At 57.6% G+C, this 14739-nt stretch carries 14 protein-coding genes and 1 pseudogene; 4 read left to right on the plus strand and 11 right to left on the minus strand.

Annotation, left to right across the window (positions count from 1 at the left end):
* The first annotated feature begins 3 nt into the window (after positions 1 to 3).
* On the plus strand, positions 4 to 507 hold the full coding sequence (locus tag MTP16_RS16850; protein WP_243511959.1) for a YfbM family protein: 504 nt from the start codon (positions 4 to 6) through the stop codon (positions 505 to 507).
* Here MTP16_RS16850 and MTP16_RS16855 read toward each other — a convergent pair.
* Complete coding sequence (locus MTP16_RS16855) at positions 491 to 913, minus strand: acyl-CoA thioesterase (protein WP_243511965.1); 423 nt, start codon at positions 911 to 913, stop codon at positions 491 to 493. The genes MTP16_RS16850 and MTP16_RS16855 overlap by 17 nt on opposite strands.
* A 316-nt stretch (positions 914 to 1229) precedes the next feature.
* On the opposite strand from MTP16_RS16855, the gene MTP16_RS16860 reads away from it, so the two are divergent.
* The gene (locus tag MTP16_RS16860) at positions 1230 to 1424 is read left to right on the plus strand and encodes a cold-shock protein (protein WP_196284764.1); all 195 of its coding nucleotides are present in this window, start codon (positions 1230 to 1232) and stop codon (positions 1422 to 1424) included.
* A 407-nt stretch (positions 1425 to 1831) separates the two neighbouring features.
* The gene (locus MTP16_RS16865; protein ID WP_243511973.1) at positions 1832 to 3838 is read left to right on the plus strand and encodes a DEAD/DEAH box helicase; all 2007 of its coding nucleotides are present in this window, start codon (positions 1832 to 1834) and stop codon (positions 3836 to 3838) included.
* Positions 3839 to 3970: 132 nt separating this feature from the next.
* On the opposite strand, the gene MTP16_RS16870 is transcribed toward MTP16_RS16865, so the two are convergent.
* From MTP16_RS16870 to MTP16_RS16880, 3 genes are all read right to left on the minus strand, one after another.
* The gene (locus MTP16_RS16870) at positions 3971 to 4429 is read right to left on the minus strand and encodes a PA2169 family four-helix-bundle protein (RefSeq protein ID WP_243511977.1); all 459 of its coding nucleotides are present in this window, start codon (positions 4427 to 4429) and stop codon (positions 3971 to 3973) included.
* A gap of 61 nt (positions 4430 to 4490) precedes the next feature.
* Positions 4491 to 5759, minus strand: coding sequence for a BaiN/RdsA family NAD(P)/FAD-dependent oxidoreductase (locus MTP16_RS16875; protein ID WP_243511981.1), 1269 nt, complete (start codon positions 5757 to 5759; stop codon positions 4491 to 4493).
* Positions 5760 to 5792: 33 nt separating this feature from the next.
* Entirely contained in the window at positions 5793 to 6542 is a 750-nt protein-coding gene (locus MTP16_RS16880) for a Rossmann-fold NAD(P)-binding domain-containing protein (protein WP_243511988.1), read from the minus strand.
* Between the two features lie 299 nt (positions 6543 to 6841).
* On the opposite strand from MTP16_RS16880, the gene MTP16_RS16885 reads away from it, so the two are divergent.
* Positions 6842 to 7714, plus strand: coding sequence for an SDR family oxidoreductase (locus tag MTP16_RS16885; RefSeq protein ID WP_243511993.1), 873 nt, complete (start codon positions 6842 to 6844; stop codon positions 7712 to 7714).
* 97 nt (positions 7715 to 7811) lie between these two features.
* Here MTP16_RS16885 and MTP16_RS16890 read toward each other — a convergent pair whose 3' ends face one another.
* From MTP16_RS16890 to MTP16_RS16920, 7 genes and pseudogenes are all read right to left on the minus strand, one after another.
* A complete protein-coding gene (locus MTP16_RS16890) occupies positions 7812 to 8555 on the minus strand; it encodes a DUF1571 domain-containing protein (RefSeq protein WP_243511997.1) in 744 nt (247 codons plus the stop codon).
* 167 nt (positions 8556 to 8722) lie between these two features.
* Entirely contained in the window at positions 8723 to 9022 is a 300-nt protein-coding gene (locus MTP16_RS16895) for a hypothetical protein (RefSeq protein ID WP_243512001.1), read from the minus strand.
* Between the two features lie 194 nt (positions 9023 to 9216).
* A pseudogene (locus tag MTP16_RS16900) lies at positions 9217 to 9339 on the minus strand (YkvA family protein); the annotation flags it as partial.
* A 318-nt stretch (positions 9340 to 9657) separates the two neighbouring features.
* Positions 9658 to 10848: an ATP-grasp domain-containing protein gene (locus MTP16_RS16905; protein ID WP_243512004.1), complete on the minus strand. Its 1191-nt coding sequence runs from the start codon at positions 10846 to 10848 to the stop codon at positions 9658 to 9660.
* A 21-nt stretch (positions 10849 to 10869) separates the two neighbouring features.
* Positions 10870 to 11694, minus strand: a complete 825-nt coding sequence (locus MTP16_RS16910; RefSeq protein WP_243512007.1) for a type 1 glutamine amidotransferase — start codon at positions 11692 to 11694, stop codon at positions 10870 to 10872.
* A 120-nt stretch (positions 11695 to 11814) separates the two neighbouring features.
* Positions 11815 to 12912: a carboxylate-amine ligase gene (locus tag MTP16_RS16915; RefSeq protein ID WP_243512010.1), complete on the minus strand. Its 1098-nt coding sequence runs from the start codon at positions 12910 to 12912 to the stop codon at positions 11815 to 11817.
* Between the two features lie 96 nt (positions 12913 to 13008).
* Positions 13009 to 14253, minus strand: a complete 1245-nt coding sequence (locus tag MTP16_RS16920; RefSeq protein WP_243512013.1) for an ATP-grasp domain-containing protein — start codon at positions 14251 to 14253, stop codon at positions 13009 to 13011.
* Positions 14254 to 14739 lie beyond the last annotated feature (486 nt).

Here is a 14739-nt window from a genome sequence, read left to right on the forward strand (position 1 = left end):
CAAATGTCCTGTCTCGGAGTCTTATTTTCAGTTGACCAAAAAACAGTCGATTTAATCAAGGAATTGCTTTCTGATGATGAACGAGTCGATTATATTAGAGAGGTATTAGAAGTGGACTACTTTGAGAATAATCCGCAGTGGGTTTATGAGCTGGACAAAGCTTGGGATGGAATGCATCGGACCCTTACAGATGGGGAATTAGAATTCGATAATGACGATTATCCCCTTAGCCACGTAATTCTTGGTGGCGAAATATTGTGCGAGAACGATAACTACATTATTGTTCTCAAGGACAAGGAACAGGTTTTAGAAATAGCGGCTGGCGTTTCAAAAGTGTCAAAAGAAGAATTTGCAAAGAAGTATTTCTTATTGGACCCTGATAATTACGATAGTTCAGTTGATGAAGAAGACTTCGAATATACTTGGGCATATTTTGAAGACAGCATAAGTTTTTGGCAGAAAGCTGCGCAAGAAAATCGAAGCGTACTATTCACAGTCGACCAATAGAAACAGTCAGCCACCCCACCATCTCCGCCGTCACGCGCACCGGCCGGCCGCTCTTGGGGTCGAGCAGCACCCAGGTCGTTTCCGCCTCGCACAGCAGCACGCCATCGGCGGCGCGGGTGAGGCGGGTGTAGCGCAGCGACGTAGCCCCGCTGGTTTCGCCCACCCAGGTGCTGGCCCGCAGCGTCTCGCCCGCGAAGGCCGATTGCAGGTAGCGAATCCGGTGCTCGCGCACCACCCAGATAATCTGCTCACGCAGTTCGGCCGGGCAAATGCTCAACCAGTGCGCGCCGGCCACGTCCTGCACCCAGCGCACGTATTCCACGTTGTTGGCGTGGCCCAGCGCGTCAATGGCACTGGCCGGCACCTGGAATTCGTGGGAGAAAGCGTGGGCGGGCGCGTCGGGCATGGGGGCGGCGGTATGCAGTGTGAAGAAGCAGGCCACAAAAGAACGTCATGCCGAGCGCAGCCGAGGCATCCTGCGTGCGGTAGTAGCTCAATCGTTCGCTAGGCTGACCTTCGGTTCAACGAAGCAAGCGAGATGCCTGGGCTGCGCTCGGCATGACCGACTATGAGGTAGGAAGCATTGCAGCAGCCATTCTAGCCCGCATCGAAAAAAATATCTATCGACTTGGTCATTTGGAAATTCTGCCTATCTTTGACGCAACCTAAGAAACCAAGCCACGGTGGCCCAAAAGCTTAGGGAAATTCCACAACCAACCACCATGCCCACCGGAAAGGTAAAATTCTTTAATGACACCAAAGGCTTCGGTTTCATTAAAAACGACGAAACTGGCGAAGACATCTTCGTTCACATCAGCGACCTGCAGGTTAGCTCGATTCGTGAAAACGACCACGTGCAATACGAAGTAGCTCAGGGCAAAAAAGGCCCGAACGCAGTGAAAGTATCGCTGATTTAATTCAGCTGTAGCTTTGCAATCCTAAGAAAGCCCGCCTTTGGCGGGCTTTTTTTTGTGCCGGTGGGGCAAGGTTTAAAGAAGAACGTCATGCAGAGCGCAGCGAAGCATCTCGCGTGCTTCAACTAATCAGTGCCTGCGAGCGAGATGCTTCGCTGCGCTCTGCATGACGTTCTTTCCATTACTTATTCTCGGAGTATTAGCTTTTCTCGAATAAAAACCTTACCTTTGCACCCGCATTTGAGGACGGCCTAAGTCCGCGCAAGCCCGAGAGTGGCGCTAACGCATTGGTCGCGTAGTTTTTTGGTTGTTTTTTCCCGCCTGATTGTGACAAGGTAGAAGGAGGGGAAACGTCGCTGAGTACGGCTGTTTTCAGAGCTAAGTCTCTTTTTCCCTTATCAACTCCAATCATGGAAGCTGAAAAAATTGTGGTTCGCTTTGACGAACTGAACCTCTCCGAGGAAGTACAACGCGCCATCACCGAGATGGGCTACGAGGAAGCTTCGGCCATTCAGGCCGCCGCCATTCCCGTGCTGCTGTCCGGCAAAGACGTTATCGGCCAGGCCCAGACGGGTACCGGCAAAACCGCTGCCTTCTCCATCCCCGCCATCGACAACATCGATACCGAGAGCAAAGACGTGCAGGTATTGGTGCTCTGCCCCACCCGCGAACTCGCGGTACAGGTGTCGGGCGAAATCCAGAAATTGGGCAAGTATAAGCGCGGCCTGATGGTGGTGCCCATCTACGGTGGCAGCCCCTACGACCGTCAGCTCCGCGCCCTGGAGCGTGGCGTGCAGATTGTGATTGGCACGCCCGGCCGGGTGATGGACCACATCGAGCGCGGCACCCTGCGCCTCGATAAAACCACGAAAATCATCCTCGACGAAGCCGACGAAATGCTCGACATGGGCTTCCGCGAGGACATCGAGTACGTGCTCAGCAAGATGCCCGAAGACCGCCAGACGGTGTTCTTCTCGGCCACGATGAGCAAGCCCATCATGGAGCTCACCAAAAAATATCAGCGCGACCCGCAGATTGTGAAGGTGAACCATAAGACGATGACGGTTACCAACATCGAGCAGAGCTACTACGAGGTGCGCGGCCCCCAGAAAAAGGACGTGCTGACCCGTTTGCTCGACATGTACAACCTGAAGTCGACCATCGTTTTCGCCAATACCAAGCGCATGGTGGACGAAATTGTTGCTGACCTGCAAGCCAAAGGCTACTTCGCCGAAGGCCTGCACGGCGACATGGGCCAGCAGCAGCGCCAGAACACGCTGGACAAATTCCGCAAGTCGACGCTGGAAGTGCTGGTGGCTACCGACGTGGCCGCCCGCGGCATCGACGTTGACAACGTGGAAGCGGTAGTGAACTACGACCTGCCCGCCGACGAAGAATACTACGTTCACCGCATCGGCCGCACGGGCCGCGCCGGCAAGTCGGGCAAAGCCTTCACGTTTGTGAGCGGCCGCGACATCTACAAGCTGCGCGACATCATGCGCTTCACCAAGGCCGACATCAAATTGGCGCAGGTGCCGTCGTTTGCTGATGTGTCGGAGGTGAAAACCACGCTGTTCCTGAACCAGATTAAGGAAATCATCGAGAAAGGCAACCTGGAGAAATATGTGGGCCGCGTGCAGCGCCTGCTCGACCAGGGCGACGAAATTACCTCGCTCGACATCGCCGCAGCCCTGCTGAAGATGACGATGAAGGAGGACAAGAGCGCTCAGCAGAGCCTCGACGCCAGCAAGGCGGCCGGCACGGCCCGCCCCGGCTACACCCGCCTCTTCGTGACCATGGGCAAGAAGGACCGGATTCACCCCCGCGACATCGTGGATTTGATTTCGGAATCGACCAACCTGACCGGCGCCAAAGTGGGCGATATCGCCCTCTACGACAAGTTCAGCTTCGTGGAAGTACCGTCGGAATTTGCCGATGAGATTGTGAGCAAGCTGGGCCGTACCAGCATCCAGGGTTCGCCGGTGAGCTTCAGCATTGCTACTCCGGTGCAGGAGGGCGAGGCCAAGCAGGAAGGCTTCAACCGCGGCGGTGGCCCGGGCGGCTTCGGCGGCGACCGTGAGCGTCGTCCCTTCAACGGCGGCGAGCGCCGTGAGGGCGGCTACGGCGGCGGCTACAAAGGCGGCAACCGCGGCGGTGGCAGCTTCGGCGGCGGTGAGCGCCGCGAAGGTGGCTACGGCGGCGGCTACAAAGGCAACCGCGACGGTGGCAGCGGCTACGGCAACCGCCCCAGCTACGGCGACCGTCGTGAAGGCGGCACTGGCAAGTCGGGCTACGGCAACCGCCCGAGCTACGGCGACCGTCCCAGCTACGGCAACAAGCCGAGCTACGGCACGCCCCGCGAGTACGATACAACCCGTGCCCCGCGTGCTCCCCGCAACGAAAGCTTCGACGAATAGTCTTTTGCTAGATTATCTGGGTTAACCAGTTGTGACGATTTATGTGTTTATAAAAGAAGAAGGTTAGAAGGCAAAAAAGCCGCTCATTGAGCGGCTTTTTTGTTTGTATTCCAGTAAGGTTTTCGTCGGAAGTTATTTCGACGAGTCGCGCAGGGCTTTGATTTTATCGTGGCCTTCCATCACGCCTTGGTACTGCTTTTCGATGACCGATTTCAGTGCGGAAGGCAGGCCTTCAGCTTTCAGGGCAGTTTGGTAGGCTTTCTTGGCGTAGTCCTCGCCGCGCTCGCACTCGGCGAGGATGCTGTGGCGGTCTTTGCCGGTCACGGCCGATTTCAGGTCAATCCAGGTGCGGTGGATGGCCCCGGTGATGGAGCCCTGTGCGCCTTCGTTGGTATCGGGCTTGAGGTCGAGCTTGAACATCTGGTCTTCCAGCTCGGTGAGGTAGCTCGAACGCTGGGCAGCGAAATGCTTAAAGGTGTCTTTCAGGTCGGCGTCCTGCACGTCGGTCATCGCCTCGGCGTAGCCTTTCTGGCCGTCTTTGAGGGTTTCTACCAGTTCGTTGAGCAGGGCTTGGGTGGCTTTGGCTTCCATTGGAAAGGGAAAATTAAGGTGAAAGTTTGTGCTTTCATTTACTCCCTGTCCGTGTGGAAGGTTACACGGCTACGGTTGGCGACACGGCCATGGCGCGACCGGCTAAGAAACCAGTGGTCCAAGCGGCCTGAAAGTTGAAGCCCCCGGTAATGCCATCAATGTCCAGCACTTCGCCGGCAAAGTAGAGGCCCGGTACGCGGCGGCTCTGCATGGTTTTGAGGTCGACTTCATCGAGCGAAACGCCCCCGCAAGTCACAAACTCTTCTTTATAAGTGGTTTTGCCACGCACGGCGAGTGGCGAGCGGAGCAGTAACTCCAGCAAACGGTTTTGCGCCTTGGCTGGCACGTCGCTCCAGCGCAGTTCCGGGCCGATGCCGGCTTGCTCGGTCAGGTTGCGCCAGAGGCGTTGGGGCAGACCGCATTGCGGGTTGGCAGCCACGGTTTTCTTGCCATTTTCCTGCCGAAACTGTTGCAGCCAAGGGCGCAATGTTTCTTCGGTAAAAGTAGGAATCCAGTTAACCAGCGCGGTTCCGACGTAGCCCAATTCGCTCAGCCGCCGGGCGCCCCAGGCCGAAAGCTTCAGCACAGCCGGGCCGCTCACACCCCAGTGCGTGACGAGCAGCGGGCCTTCATACTGCAGCTTTTCGCCGGCCAGCACCACGCGGGCCTGGGGCACGCTCACGCCCATCAGTTCGCTTAGGGGCGAATCGGGCACATTGAAGGTGAAGAGCGACGGGACCGGCTCGGCAATGGTGTGGCTGAGGGCGCGGAGCCAGTCGTAGTTGGCGCTTTTCGGGTTGCCGCCGGTAGCAATGAGCAGGCGTGAGGCGTGCACCGTAGGGCCAAGCTGGGATGCGCCGCTGCCGCTTATATTCAGTTGGAAACCACCATCCGGCAATGGTTGAATCTCATCGGCGCCGACGTTGGTGACGATGCGCACGCCGGCCCGGCGCGCTGCCTCTTCAAGAGCGCGGGCAATGGTTTCACTCGAATCGGTGGTGGGGAACATGCGGCCGTCGGCCTCGGTCTTCAGCGTCACGCCGCGCCGGGCAAACCAGGCAATAGTATCGGCTACGCCGAATTGCTGGAAGGCGGATTTCAGCTGCTTGCTGCCGCGCGGATAATGGGCCACGAGCTGCGCGGCGGTTTCGCAGGCGTGCGTCACGTTGCAGCGCCCGCCACCCGAAATGCGCACTTTGCTCAGCAGCTTGCCCGTTTTCTCGAGCAGAAGTACCTGTAAATCGGGATTGGCCTCAGCGCAGGCAATGGCACCGAAAAAGCCGGCCGCGCCGCCACCCAGCACGGCAACAAGAGGTCGAGACGCATCCATGTTCACCCCGCAAAGGTACGGCCGCCGGCTTGCCTAGCAGTGCGCCAACGCCCCCAGCACATCGTCGTGCTGAAACTGGTAGGGCAGGAGTGAGCGCACCAAGCTGCTGTCGATGGTTTTACCCGTGCAGCCTTCTTCGTCCTTGAAAGTGGGCGGCTCCAGCTTGAGGTGTCGCGCTGCAGCCGAATAAAAATCGCGCCGCAGCGGGTGCTGGTCGGCACATACATTCAAGGTGTGGCCCCAGGCCTTATGCTGGATAATCGCCGATAGCACGCCCACCACATCGGTCAGGTGCACCAGGTTGACGGGGGCATTGCCCTGGGCCAGGTCGCGGCGGCCGGCCAGGAAGCGGCCGGGGGCGCGGTCGGGCCCGATGAGGCCGCCCAGTCGCACCACGGTGCTTTTCCACTGGCCGTAGCGGGGCACAAAGTGGCCTTCGGCGCGCAGCACGTCGGAGGCGGCGTCGCGGGTGCTGATGGCATCGGCTTCGCGCATCACGCGCGACTCGTTGGGGTACACGCTGGTTGAACTCACGAACAGCACGTGGGGCGTGCCCGCCTTGGCTACCGCCCGATGCACCGGCCGCAGCAGGGTGGGATAGGCGCCCGCGGCGGCGGCACGGGGCGGCACGTTCAGTACCAGCACGTCGGCCGCTTTGAGCAGGCGCATGAGTAGGGCTTCGGACGAAGCATTAAAATCGGCTCCCAATTGAAGCAAATGGGGCTGAATACCGTCGGCTTCCATGCCGGCGATGTTTTCGGGAGTGGTGGTGGTGCCCAGCACAACATGGCCCGCTGCAGCCAAGGAGCGTGCCAGCGCCAGCCCGAGCCAGCCACAGCCTAATACTAATACGGTGGGAAATTCCGCTCCCGATGTCGTGCTCGCGGAGCCTCCGGAAATGGAACTTGTCATGTCAACCCAACAAATAAATCGCCTTAATGGCACGAAGGTGCGAAAAAAATAGGGAATACTATATTCGGCAACCAAAATAATCTACTGAGCCCTACAGTTGGGGCTGGCCGGCTTCTAGTACCTTCGGGCGGCGGACTGTGCCGCACTTCCCACCCTCATTCTGCTTCCGCATGAACACTCCCTACACGCAGCCCATGTTGCGCGACAACGCGCTGGCCGGCAAAACCATCATCGTGACCGGCGGCGGCACCGGCCTGGGCCGGGCCATGACCACCTACTTTTTGCAACTCGGCGCCAACGTCACCATCAGCAGCCGCAAGCTCGAGGTGTTGGAAAAAACCGCCGAAGAACTGCGCCAGCAAACCGGCGGCAAGGTGCTGGCCGTGGCCTGCGACGTGCGCAAATACGACGAGGTGGAAGCCATGCTGGAACGGACCATCCAGGAATTCGGCGGTGTCGACGTGTTGCTCAACAACGCGGCCGGCAACTTCATCAGCCCTACCGAGCGTCTGAGCCACAAGGCATTTGATGTGATTGTGGACATCGTGTTGCGCGGCTCCTACAATTGCACCCTGGCCGTGGGCAAGCGCTGGATTGCCGACAAAAAGCCCGGCACCATCTTGAACATCGTTACGACCTACGCCTCCGTGGGCTCGGCTTTTGTGGTGCCCTCGGCCACGGCCAAAGCAGGCGTGCTGGCCATGACCCGCTCCCTGGCCGTCGAATGGGCCAAGTACGGCATCCGCTCCAACGCCATCGCGCCCGGCCCGTTTCCAACCGAAGGCGCCTGGAGCCGCCTCTTCCCCGAGCCGCTGGCCAGCAAGCTCGACCCGGCCGCCAGCGTGCCGCTCAAGCGCGTGGGCCAGTATCAGGAACTTGCCAACCTGGCGGCTTACCTGGTGTCGGATTTCTCGGCTTATGTGAACGGCGAAGTGGTGACCATCGACGGCGGCGAATGGCTGAACGGCGCGGGTGAGTTTAACAAGCTGGAAATGCTGACGCCCGATATGTGGGACCAGATTGAAAAAACAATGAGAAGATAGGCACCCTTGTCTTCCTAAGCAAAGCGAAGGACCTTATCACGCGGGAAAATTCCGACGCGATAAGGTCCTTCGCTTTGTTTAGGAAGACAGATGAGAGCTAGAGCTTATAATCCTTATAGTCTTTGGAAAACTCTTCGAGGGGAATATTCTGGTTAGGAACTACCTCGAGGAATTCAAACTTTTCAAAAAGGCCTTTGTCGTCGTTTACCTGCACCAAGGTGGGCAGATAGGTTTTAGGGTCGACGCAGAGCACGGTGCGGCGGCCGTAGGCGTTGGGGACTTGCAGCACCTTGCCTTCGGGAATTCTCTCGCCAATGGTCAGGTCGTTGCGGGTAATGATGCGGTATTCGCCGCAGCCAAACCGTTCGGCCACCGACTCGATGGTTTCGTTTTTGCCGGCCTTGTAGCTCACGTAGCGAAACTGGGGGAAGTCGGAGCGCAGCACATAATTGGTGCGGCCTTGCAGGGTGGTGTCGCCCACGTAGCGAAACGACTTGCTGTAGGAATTGTCCTGCCGCAAGCCGGTGGTGCGCAGCAAGTCGGAAATGGTACCGAAACCGGCTTCCAGCGCCGTGTGGTGTTGGTTGGCGCGCATGAGCTTGCCGTTGGGGTCGAGGCTGAGCGTGACGTAGGGGAAGCTGGCCGGGTATACCCAGGCATCGCCGCCGTTTTGGCCTTGCAGCCAGAGCACCTCCACGCCTTTCTGGTTTTTGATGTAAATGCGCAGCGGCTTGTAAGTCAGCTTCATGACGCTGCGGGCTTGGTTAATGTTGCCGCCGATACGTTCCTGTGCCTTCACCACGCAGCGCAGAGTTTTCAGGCCCTCAATGGCGGCGCTCATACGGGCCGTCAATTGCTCTGTGGTGATGGAAGGAGGGGGCGGGGTTGTTGCTGCGGCCAAGGTAAAAAGCGTCCCCGCAGCACCAGTAATTACACAGGCAAAGCGCCAATTGAATAATGAAATACCTTTCATTTTGAAAACAGCCAGAGGTGATAATTGCAGAAAAATTAGTTTAAGCTAATGTGCGGAAAGCGGGACGCCGTGCTGTCGAATATAAACAACTCATCTATTTCCACACCTTGCAAATGCGGGTAGAGCGGAAACTGCTCGACCACGGCCTGCACAGCAGCAGCATCGTCGCCGTTTATCGTCACCCAGCCGCGGCTGCGGTCGCTGCTGATGGCGTATACCTCCACGATTTTTTCGTTGAGCAGCTGGTTGATAAATGCCCGGTGTTCTGGTATCAGGGAGATGAATTCTTCATCGAAAGTTTCCGGCAAGCGAATGGAAACGACAAACGTGGGCATAGAAAACGAAATAGTAAAAGCAATTACGAGTGGCCCAATTCAGCCACGCTGGGCTGAGCCAAATCGCCCTCAGCGGGGCGGGTAGCATTGTCGGGGCCAGTTGCAGTAGCTACTGCGGTGTCCTGGCCGCGGGCCGTTTGTTCCCAGTCGCGGAATTTGGTGATTTCGGTCTGGAACTTGACGACAAACCAGCTCACCAAGCTCAGGTCATCGAGAAAGCCCACTACTGGAATGAAATCGGGCACAAGGTCGATGGGAGAGAGAACGTAGAGCAACACTGCCAGCCCCGAAACAATGGTGCTCGTGGAAATGTCGCGGTAGTCGCCGCTGATGTAGCTGCGCACCAGCCGCACCAGGGTGAGGGCGACGTCGAACAGCTGACGAAATTTATTGTCTTTGCTGTCCTTGACGGCCAATTTGTCGGCCACTTCGTTGAGCACGGTTACGACCTTGAAAGGACGGCCCAGTAGCTTGGTGGCACGACCAATGAAGACGTTGAACAGTACGTTTTTGGATAGTTTGAGGCCTTTTTCGGAGAGAGATGACATAGAGGGAAACAAGTGAGTGAGGCTGCCTTTACGCGCAAGCCTTCCCGGGCGTTGTTGGGAGGCTTTCAAACACCGTGCCCGGCCTTGCTACCGCTCGAACAGCGGCGTGGTGCCGCCCACCCAATCCTTGTCTTTGTTGAAGTCTACACCAATCATTTCGCCCCGGCTCAACCGGCTCAGTCCCGTTAATAATTGCGGATGGGTTTCACCTTCGGGCCAGATGTAGAGCAGGCGAATTTCGCATTTCACCAAGCCATCGGGCGACTGCACCACGGGCTCGTAATTGACTTTACGCTGCAACAAATAATGCTGCTTGTCAGTCAGTGCATCCAGGTCTGCAGCGGTGAAGTGCAGCCGTACGCCGGCCCCGGCAAAAGAAAATAGCGGCTTCAAAACGTAATTCTCTAAATCGGCCGGATATTCTTCTAATTCATGCAGAAAATAGCTGGGCGGCACGAACAGGCCCTGCAGGAATGGAAGCGTGTATTTGCTGATGCGGAAAAACCAGTTGGGATGTCCAACCCATTTAACATCAACCTCATCGGTTAGTTTGAATTCGGTATTTAATTCCGGATAGCGTGCTAACTCATCGAATATAATTCGATTATAAATGCGCTTTATTTCTATTTCGCGCCCGTCTTTCTCGTACAATAATTGTTTGCCACGCTTTCTGATTTTGGTGATGCAAACGGCTTCAATTTCCCAGAGCTTGTTGGTTAGCGCGAAATCGATGCGCGTCTTTTGCTTTTCTGGAAACAACTCCAGCAAAATGACGTTTTCGGCCGGCTGGTCACCTAAAATAAAGTCACGCATGCGCGCCTGGTAGGTGTCAAAATCCGAAACCTCAATAAAAGGCGTTACCGAATCCGGAATGGGAAAGTGGCGCGCAAATACGCCCGGCAGCCACGATTGAAACGCGTAGAGCGATGGAAACCCTTGCATCTCAATCAGCTGCGGCTCCAACTCGCCGTTGGCATTGCGGCACACCGCGAAATCGAACGTCAGGAACTCCGGGCGAGCGTCTTCGTTCGGCACGCGCTGATGCGATGGGATGGAAGCCTCGGTTAGTTCTTTAAAATTGGGCTGCCCGATTACCTGTACAATGCTTTCGCCCGCGGCAATTAATTTATCCCGCAGACTTGCCGGAATAAAAACCGGAGTTTCGGCCACCCGGAAATCCAGTTGGCCAGGCAGCTGCTGGTCTATGTCGGCCAGCATTTCTTGGTAGCGGGCAGGGGTGAAGGCGGCGTTATAGGTGTGGCGAGGTTCCGGAATCATGGCGTGTGACGGGAGCGGTGATTACGCAGCGGTGGGTTGGCCGAGCTCGGCGAGGGCGCGGCGCAGGAAGGTGGGCACCACCACCGATTCGGTGTGCTCGATGGTGGTGGGGTCGGCCAGCAGGCGCACCATTTCGTGGTACTTGGCCTCGCCGTAGGCGGTGATGACCTGCTGCTTGCGCTCATCGGTGAGCATGTAGCGCAGCATGCCTTCGCCGTCGGCCTCGGGATGAAACTGGGTGCCAATAACTTCGGGCGTAAAGCGAATGGCCATCACAGCGCGTTCCAGCGGCACATGGGGCCGCTCTTTTTCTAAACACAGCACCCGGGCGCCGAAGGCATTCAGGCGGTCCATGTCAAGGTTGGTGAGCTGGAAGTCGCGCGAGTCGACAATGTAAAAGGGCTCGGGCAGGCCCTGCAGCACGGGTTCGGCCTGGCCGGCGGGGGTGAGGTGCACCGGCAATACCCCGAAGGAGGTGGACTTGCGGCGGCTCACCGTGCCCAGGCCCAAGTGCCGGCTCACGAGCTGGAAGGAGTGGCAGATAAGCAACAGGTGCTTCTTGTTTTCCTGGGTTTGGTTGTGGGCCAGCAGCGCATCAATGAACGCGAAATACGGACGCTCCCAGGGCTCTTCCGATGGCAGCGGGCTGCCGGGGCCACCGCTGGAAATATAAATATCGTATTCCAGGCCGGGCACTACGTTTTCGGCCCGAACATTATAAGTATCAACATCAAAAGTAAGGCCGTTTTCAGCCGCGCTGCGGGCCAGCAGCTGCCGAATGCAGCGCATTCCTTCATTGCGGGCGTTATCGTACATGTCCAGAATGGCAACGCGAATAGCTTCCATAATTTGTTGAATAAACAGGTCGTTTCGACCAAAAAATAGAAATAGGCCAAGCTGACGCCAGGCTGAAAAAGAAACAACGCCAACCGGGCGGCTGGCGTTGCTAAGGCAAAGATAAGAAGGCTAGAGCCCGTGCGTCGTCTCGGCCAGGATGTAGTCAACCACTTTGCTGAGGTCATTGGTTTCGCGGAAGACCTGGAGCTGGCGGTCGGCGCCGGTGCCCATTTCCATCATTTTCAGCACGTACTCCACTTCGTGGCGGCTGCCGAGGTCGTCCACCACATCGTCGATAAAGTCCAGCAGCTCCAGGATGAGCTTCTTGGTGGGCACCTCCTGCTGAATGCCAAAGTCAATCATGTTGCCGTCGAGGCCGTAGCGGGCGGCGCGCCATTTATTTTCCTTGATGAGAGCGCTGCGGTAGATACGGAAGTTGAGGTTTTGGGCCTTCAGCTTGTAGATTTTGGCCACCAGCGCCTGCATCACGGCCGCTACCGCAATGGTTTCGTCGGCGCGCATCATCATGTCGCAGATGCGGTACTCGATGGTGTCGAAGAAGGGGTGCAGGCGCACGTCCCACCAGATTTTCTTGCCGTTGTCGATGCAGCCGGTTTTAATGAGCAACTGCACAAACTCGTCGTAGTCGCTGGCGCTGTGGAAGAAGCCCGGGATGCCCGTGCGCGGAAACCGCTCGAACACCTTGGTCCGAAACGACTTGTAACCCGTTTCGCGCCCTTCCCAAAACGGAGAATTAGTGCTGAGCGCGAACAAGTGCGGCAAAAAATACCGCAGCGTGTTCATCATGTACACGCCCATTTCGCGGTTTTCGATACCCACGTGCACGTGCATGCCGAAAACCAAGTTGGAGCGGGCAGCTTCCTGCAGCTCTTCCACGATTTTGTCGTAGCGGGCATCGGGCGTGATGGGCTGCTCCTGCCAGCGCGAAAACGGGTGCGTGCCGGCCGCGCCAATTTTCAGCCCCTGCCGGTCGGCCAGCTCAATCACCTGGCGGCGCAGGTGCAGCACCTCGGTGCGGGCTTCGCTGATGTTGTGGCAGATGTTGGTGCCCACTTCCACCACGGCCTGGTGCATTTCGGCTTTCACTTGCTCCTGCAGCGTGACGCGGCCGCCCTCTACAATCTGCGACAGGTGGGAGCGGAGCTCCCGGGTTTCGGGGTCAATGGTCTGGAATTCTTCCTCGATGCCGAGGGTAAACGTGGGCATGGCCATGGGGCAGGACGAATACGATAAAGACAAAGACTAGCGCCCTGCCACCCAGTGTGGGAAAGAAACACACCCGGAGGCAGGGCGCCAGCGCGGCTATTCCTTCTTTTTAGGTGCGGCTTTCTTAGCTGCGGGGGCCTTCGGAGCCGCCGGTTTCTTCGCGGCAGCCGCGGTACTGGCCGCCTTGGGCGCGGGCGCTTTCTTCGCGGCCGACTGCTCGCTGGCCGATACTTCGCCGGTGGGCGGTTCGGGCGTGGGGGCGCCGGCGGCTTTCTTCGGCGCGGCTTTTTTGGCGGTGGGCTGGGGGGCACCGGTGGCGCCGAGGTCGTTGGTTTCGCGTACCGACTGGCCCATTTGCACGTTCGAGCCGATGGTGGGCGAGCCCTTGGGGGCAGCGCGCACCGAATCCTGCACGAAAGTGCCCCAGGTGAGGTTGGTGCGGCCGGGGCGGCTGGCTTTGGCCCGCTCGATGGCCAACTGGGCAGCGTGCTCCACCACCCACTCAAAGTTCTCAGCACCAACGGAATTGATGTCGGCATCGGGGGCCGGGTTGCCGAAGTCAATGGCGATGGGCACCCCGTCGCGCACGGCAAATTCTACCGTGTTGAAGTCGTAGCCCAGGCCCTGGCACAGGCGCAGGGTGTAGTCTTTGATGGTATCGAGCAGTTTCTGGCCAGCTTCGCCCTCGGTTTTCATCGTGGTCTGGTACCGCTCGTGGGGGGCGTTGCGGGGCTCGTAGGGCATGATGAGCACGTGCTTGCCACCCAGGCAGTAGCAGCGGAAATAGTCTTCAAACTCGATGGCTTCCTGGTAGAGCATCACCAGCTGGCCGGTTTCGTCGTAGGCGCGCCAGGCTTGCTCGGGGTTGTCTACCTTATAGACGCTCTTCCAGCCGCCGCCGGCGTGGGGCTTCATAAAAGCCGGAAAACCAATGTGGTCGAAAGCTTTTTGCCAGTCGAACAGGGCCAGGTTGCGGAAGGAGTTTTCGGTGGTGTCGTCGGGGCGGTGCTTGCTGGGGAGCAGCAAGGTCTTAGGCACCGGCACGCCAAGCTGCACAGCCAGCGCGTTGTTGAAAAACTTCTCGTCGGCGCTCCACCAGAAGGAGTTGTTGATGATGGCCGTTCCAGTGAGGGCGGCGTTTTTGAGGTAGGCGCGGTAGAAGGGCACGTCCTGCGAAATGCGGTCGATGATGACGTCGTAGCCGCAGGGCACGGCCTGCTCCACCTGCTCGATGTTCACGAACTCGGCCGTGATGCCGTCCACGGCTTTCTGGTTCACGCGGTCGACAAAGGCCTGCGGAAAGGTGTTTTCCTGACCAAAGAGTATTCCTATCTTCTTCATTCGGTGTTTGGTGTTGGTAATGAGTGTGTTATGTTTAATCAATATAGTGTTTTGATAACCCTGTACCCAAATTTGTGTCTTTCTGGGTACATGGTCGTTGTTTCCGGGTACATGGCTTGGGCAAATATAGGAAGCTGAGCCAATGGTACTTTACTGGGTATAGCTGAAACCTGAGAAACTTTTGCCGCTACGGTTTCTTGTGCTCCTCGAAATTTCTTCGCTACGCACGTTCACGGGGCAGCAGCAGGTAGACAGGGTAGAGCCGTAAACGTGTGGCCGGAGGCGCGGAAATGAATGGTTTCGGGTGATTTTTGAAAGGGCGTTCAAAAGATGGGCGTTTTCGCTGGTGCCCGTGGAAAGAAACATGCGAATATGAAGCGTAGAGGGTGTTTTGTACTTTTGGCGTTATGACTTTGTACTTTTCAGGCTACTGTGTAAATGTAGTGCTTTTCCGGTTTCTGGGCGCAATTGCAGGGGTTTTTCAGG

Origin of the sequence: Hymenobacter monticola, assembly GCF_022811645.1 — a bacterium.
GTDB lineage: Bacteria > Bacteroidota > Bacteroidia > Cytophagales > Hymenobacteraceae > Hymenobacter > Hymenobacter monticola.

Excerpts from the sequence above, each read along its gene's own strand:
- MTP16_RS16850 (WP_243511959.1), top strand. The coding sequence starts at position 4 with ATGTCCTGTCTCGGAGTCTTATTTTCAGTTGACCAAAAAACAGTCGAT.
- MTP16_RS16895 (WP_243512001.1), bottom strand. The coding sequence starts at position 9,022 with ATGCCCACGTTTGTCGTTTCCATTCGCTTGCCGGAAACTTTCGATGAA.
- MTP16_RS16905 (WP_243512004.1), bottom strand. The coding sequence starts at position 10,848 with ATGATTCCGGAACCTCGCCACACCTATAACGCCGCCTTCACCCCTGCC.
- MTP16_RS16870 (WP_243511977.1), bottom strand. The coding sequence starts at position 4,429 with ATGGAAGCCAAAGCCACCCAAGCCCTGCTCAACGAACTGGTAGAAACC.
- MTP16_RS16915 (WP_243512010.1), bottom strand. The coding sequence starts at position 12,912 with ATGCCCACGTTTACCCTCGGCATCGAGGAAGAATTCCAGACCATTGAC.
- MTP16_RS16910 (WP_243512007.1), bottom strand. The coding sequence starts at position 11,694 with ATGGAAGCTATTCGCGTTGCCATTCTGGACATGTACGATAACGCCCGC.
- MTP16_RS16865 (WP_243511973.1), top strand. The coding sequence starts at position 1,832 with ATGGAAGCTGAAAAAATTGTGGTTCGCTTTGACGAACTGAACCTCTCC.
- MTP16_RS16890 (WP_243511997.1), bottom strand. The coding sequence starts at position 8,555 with ATGAGCGCCGCCATTGAGGGCCTGAAAACTCTGCGCTGCGTGGTGAAG.
- MTP16_RS16855 (WP_243511965.1), bottom strand. The coding sequence starts at position 913 with ATGCCCGACGCGCCCGCCCACGCTTTCTCCCACGAATTCCAGGTGCCG.
- MTP16_RS16875 (WP_243511981.1), bottom strand. The coding sequence starts at position 5,759 with ATGGATGCGTCTCGACCTCTTGTTGCCGTGCTGGGTGGCGGCGCGGCC.
- MTP16_RS16920 (WP_243512013.1), bottom strand. The coding sequence starts at position 14,253 with ATGAAGAAGATAGGAATACTCTTTGGTCAGGAAAACACCTTTCCGCAG.
- MTP16_RS16860 (WP_196284764.1), top strand. The coding sequence starts at position 1,230 with ATGCCCACCGGAAAGGTAAAATTCTTTAATGACACCAAAGGCTTCGGT.
- MTP16_RS16885 (WP_243511993.1), top strand. The coding sequence starts at position 6,842 with ATGAACACTCCCTACACGCAGCCCATGTTGCGCGACAACGCGCTGGCC.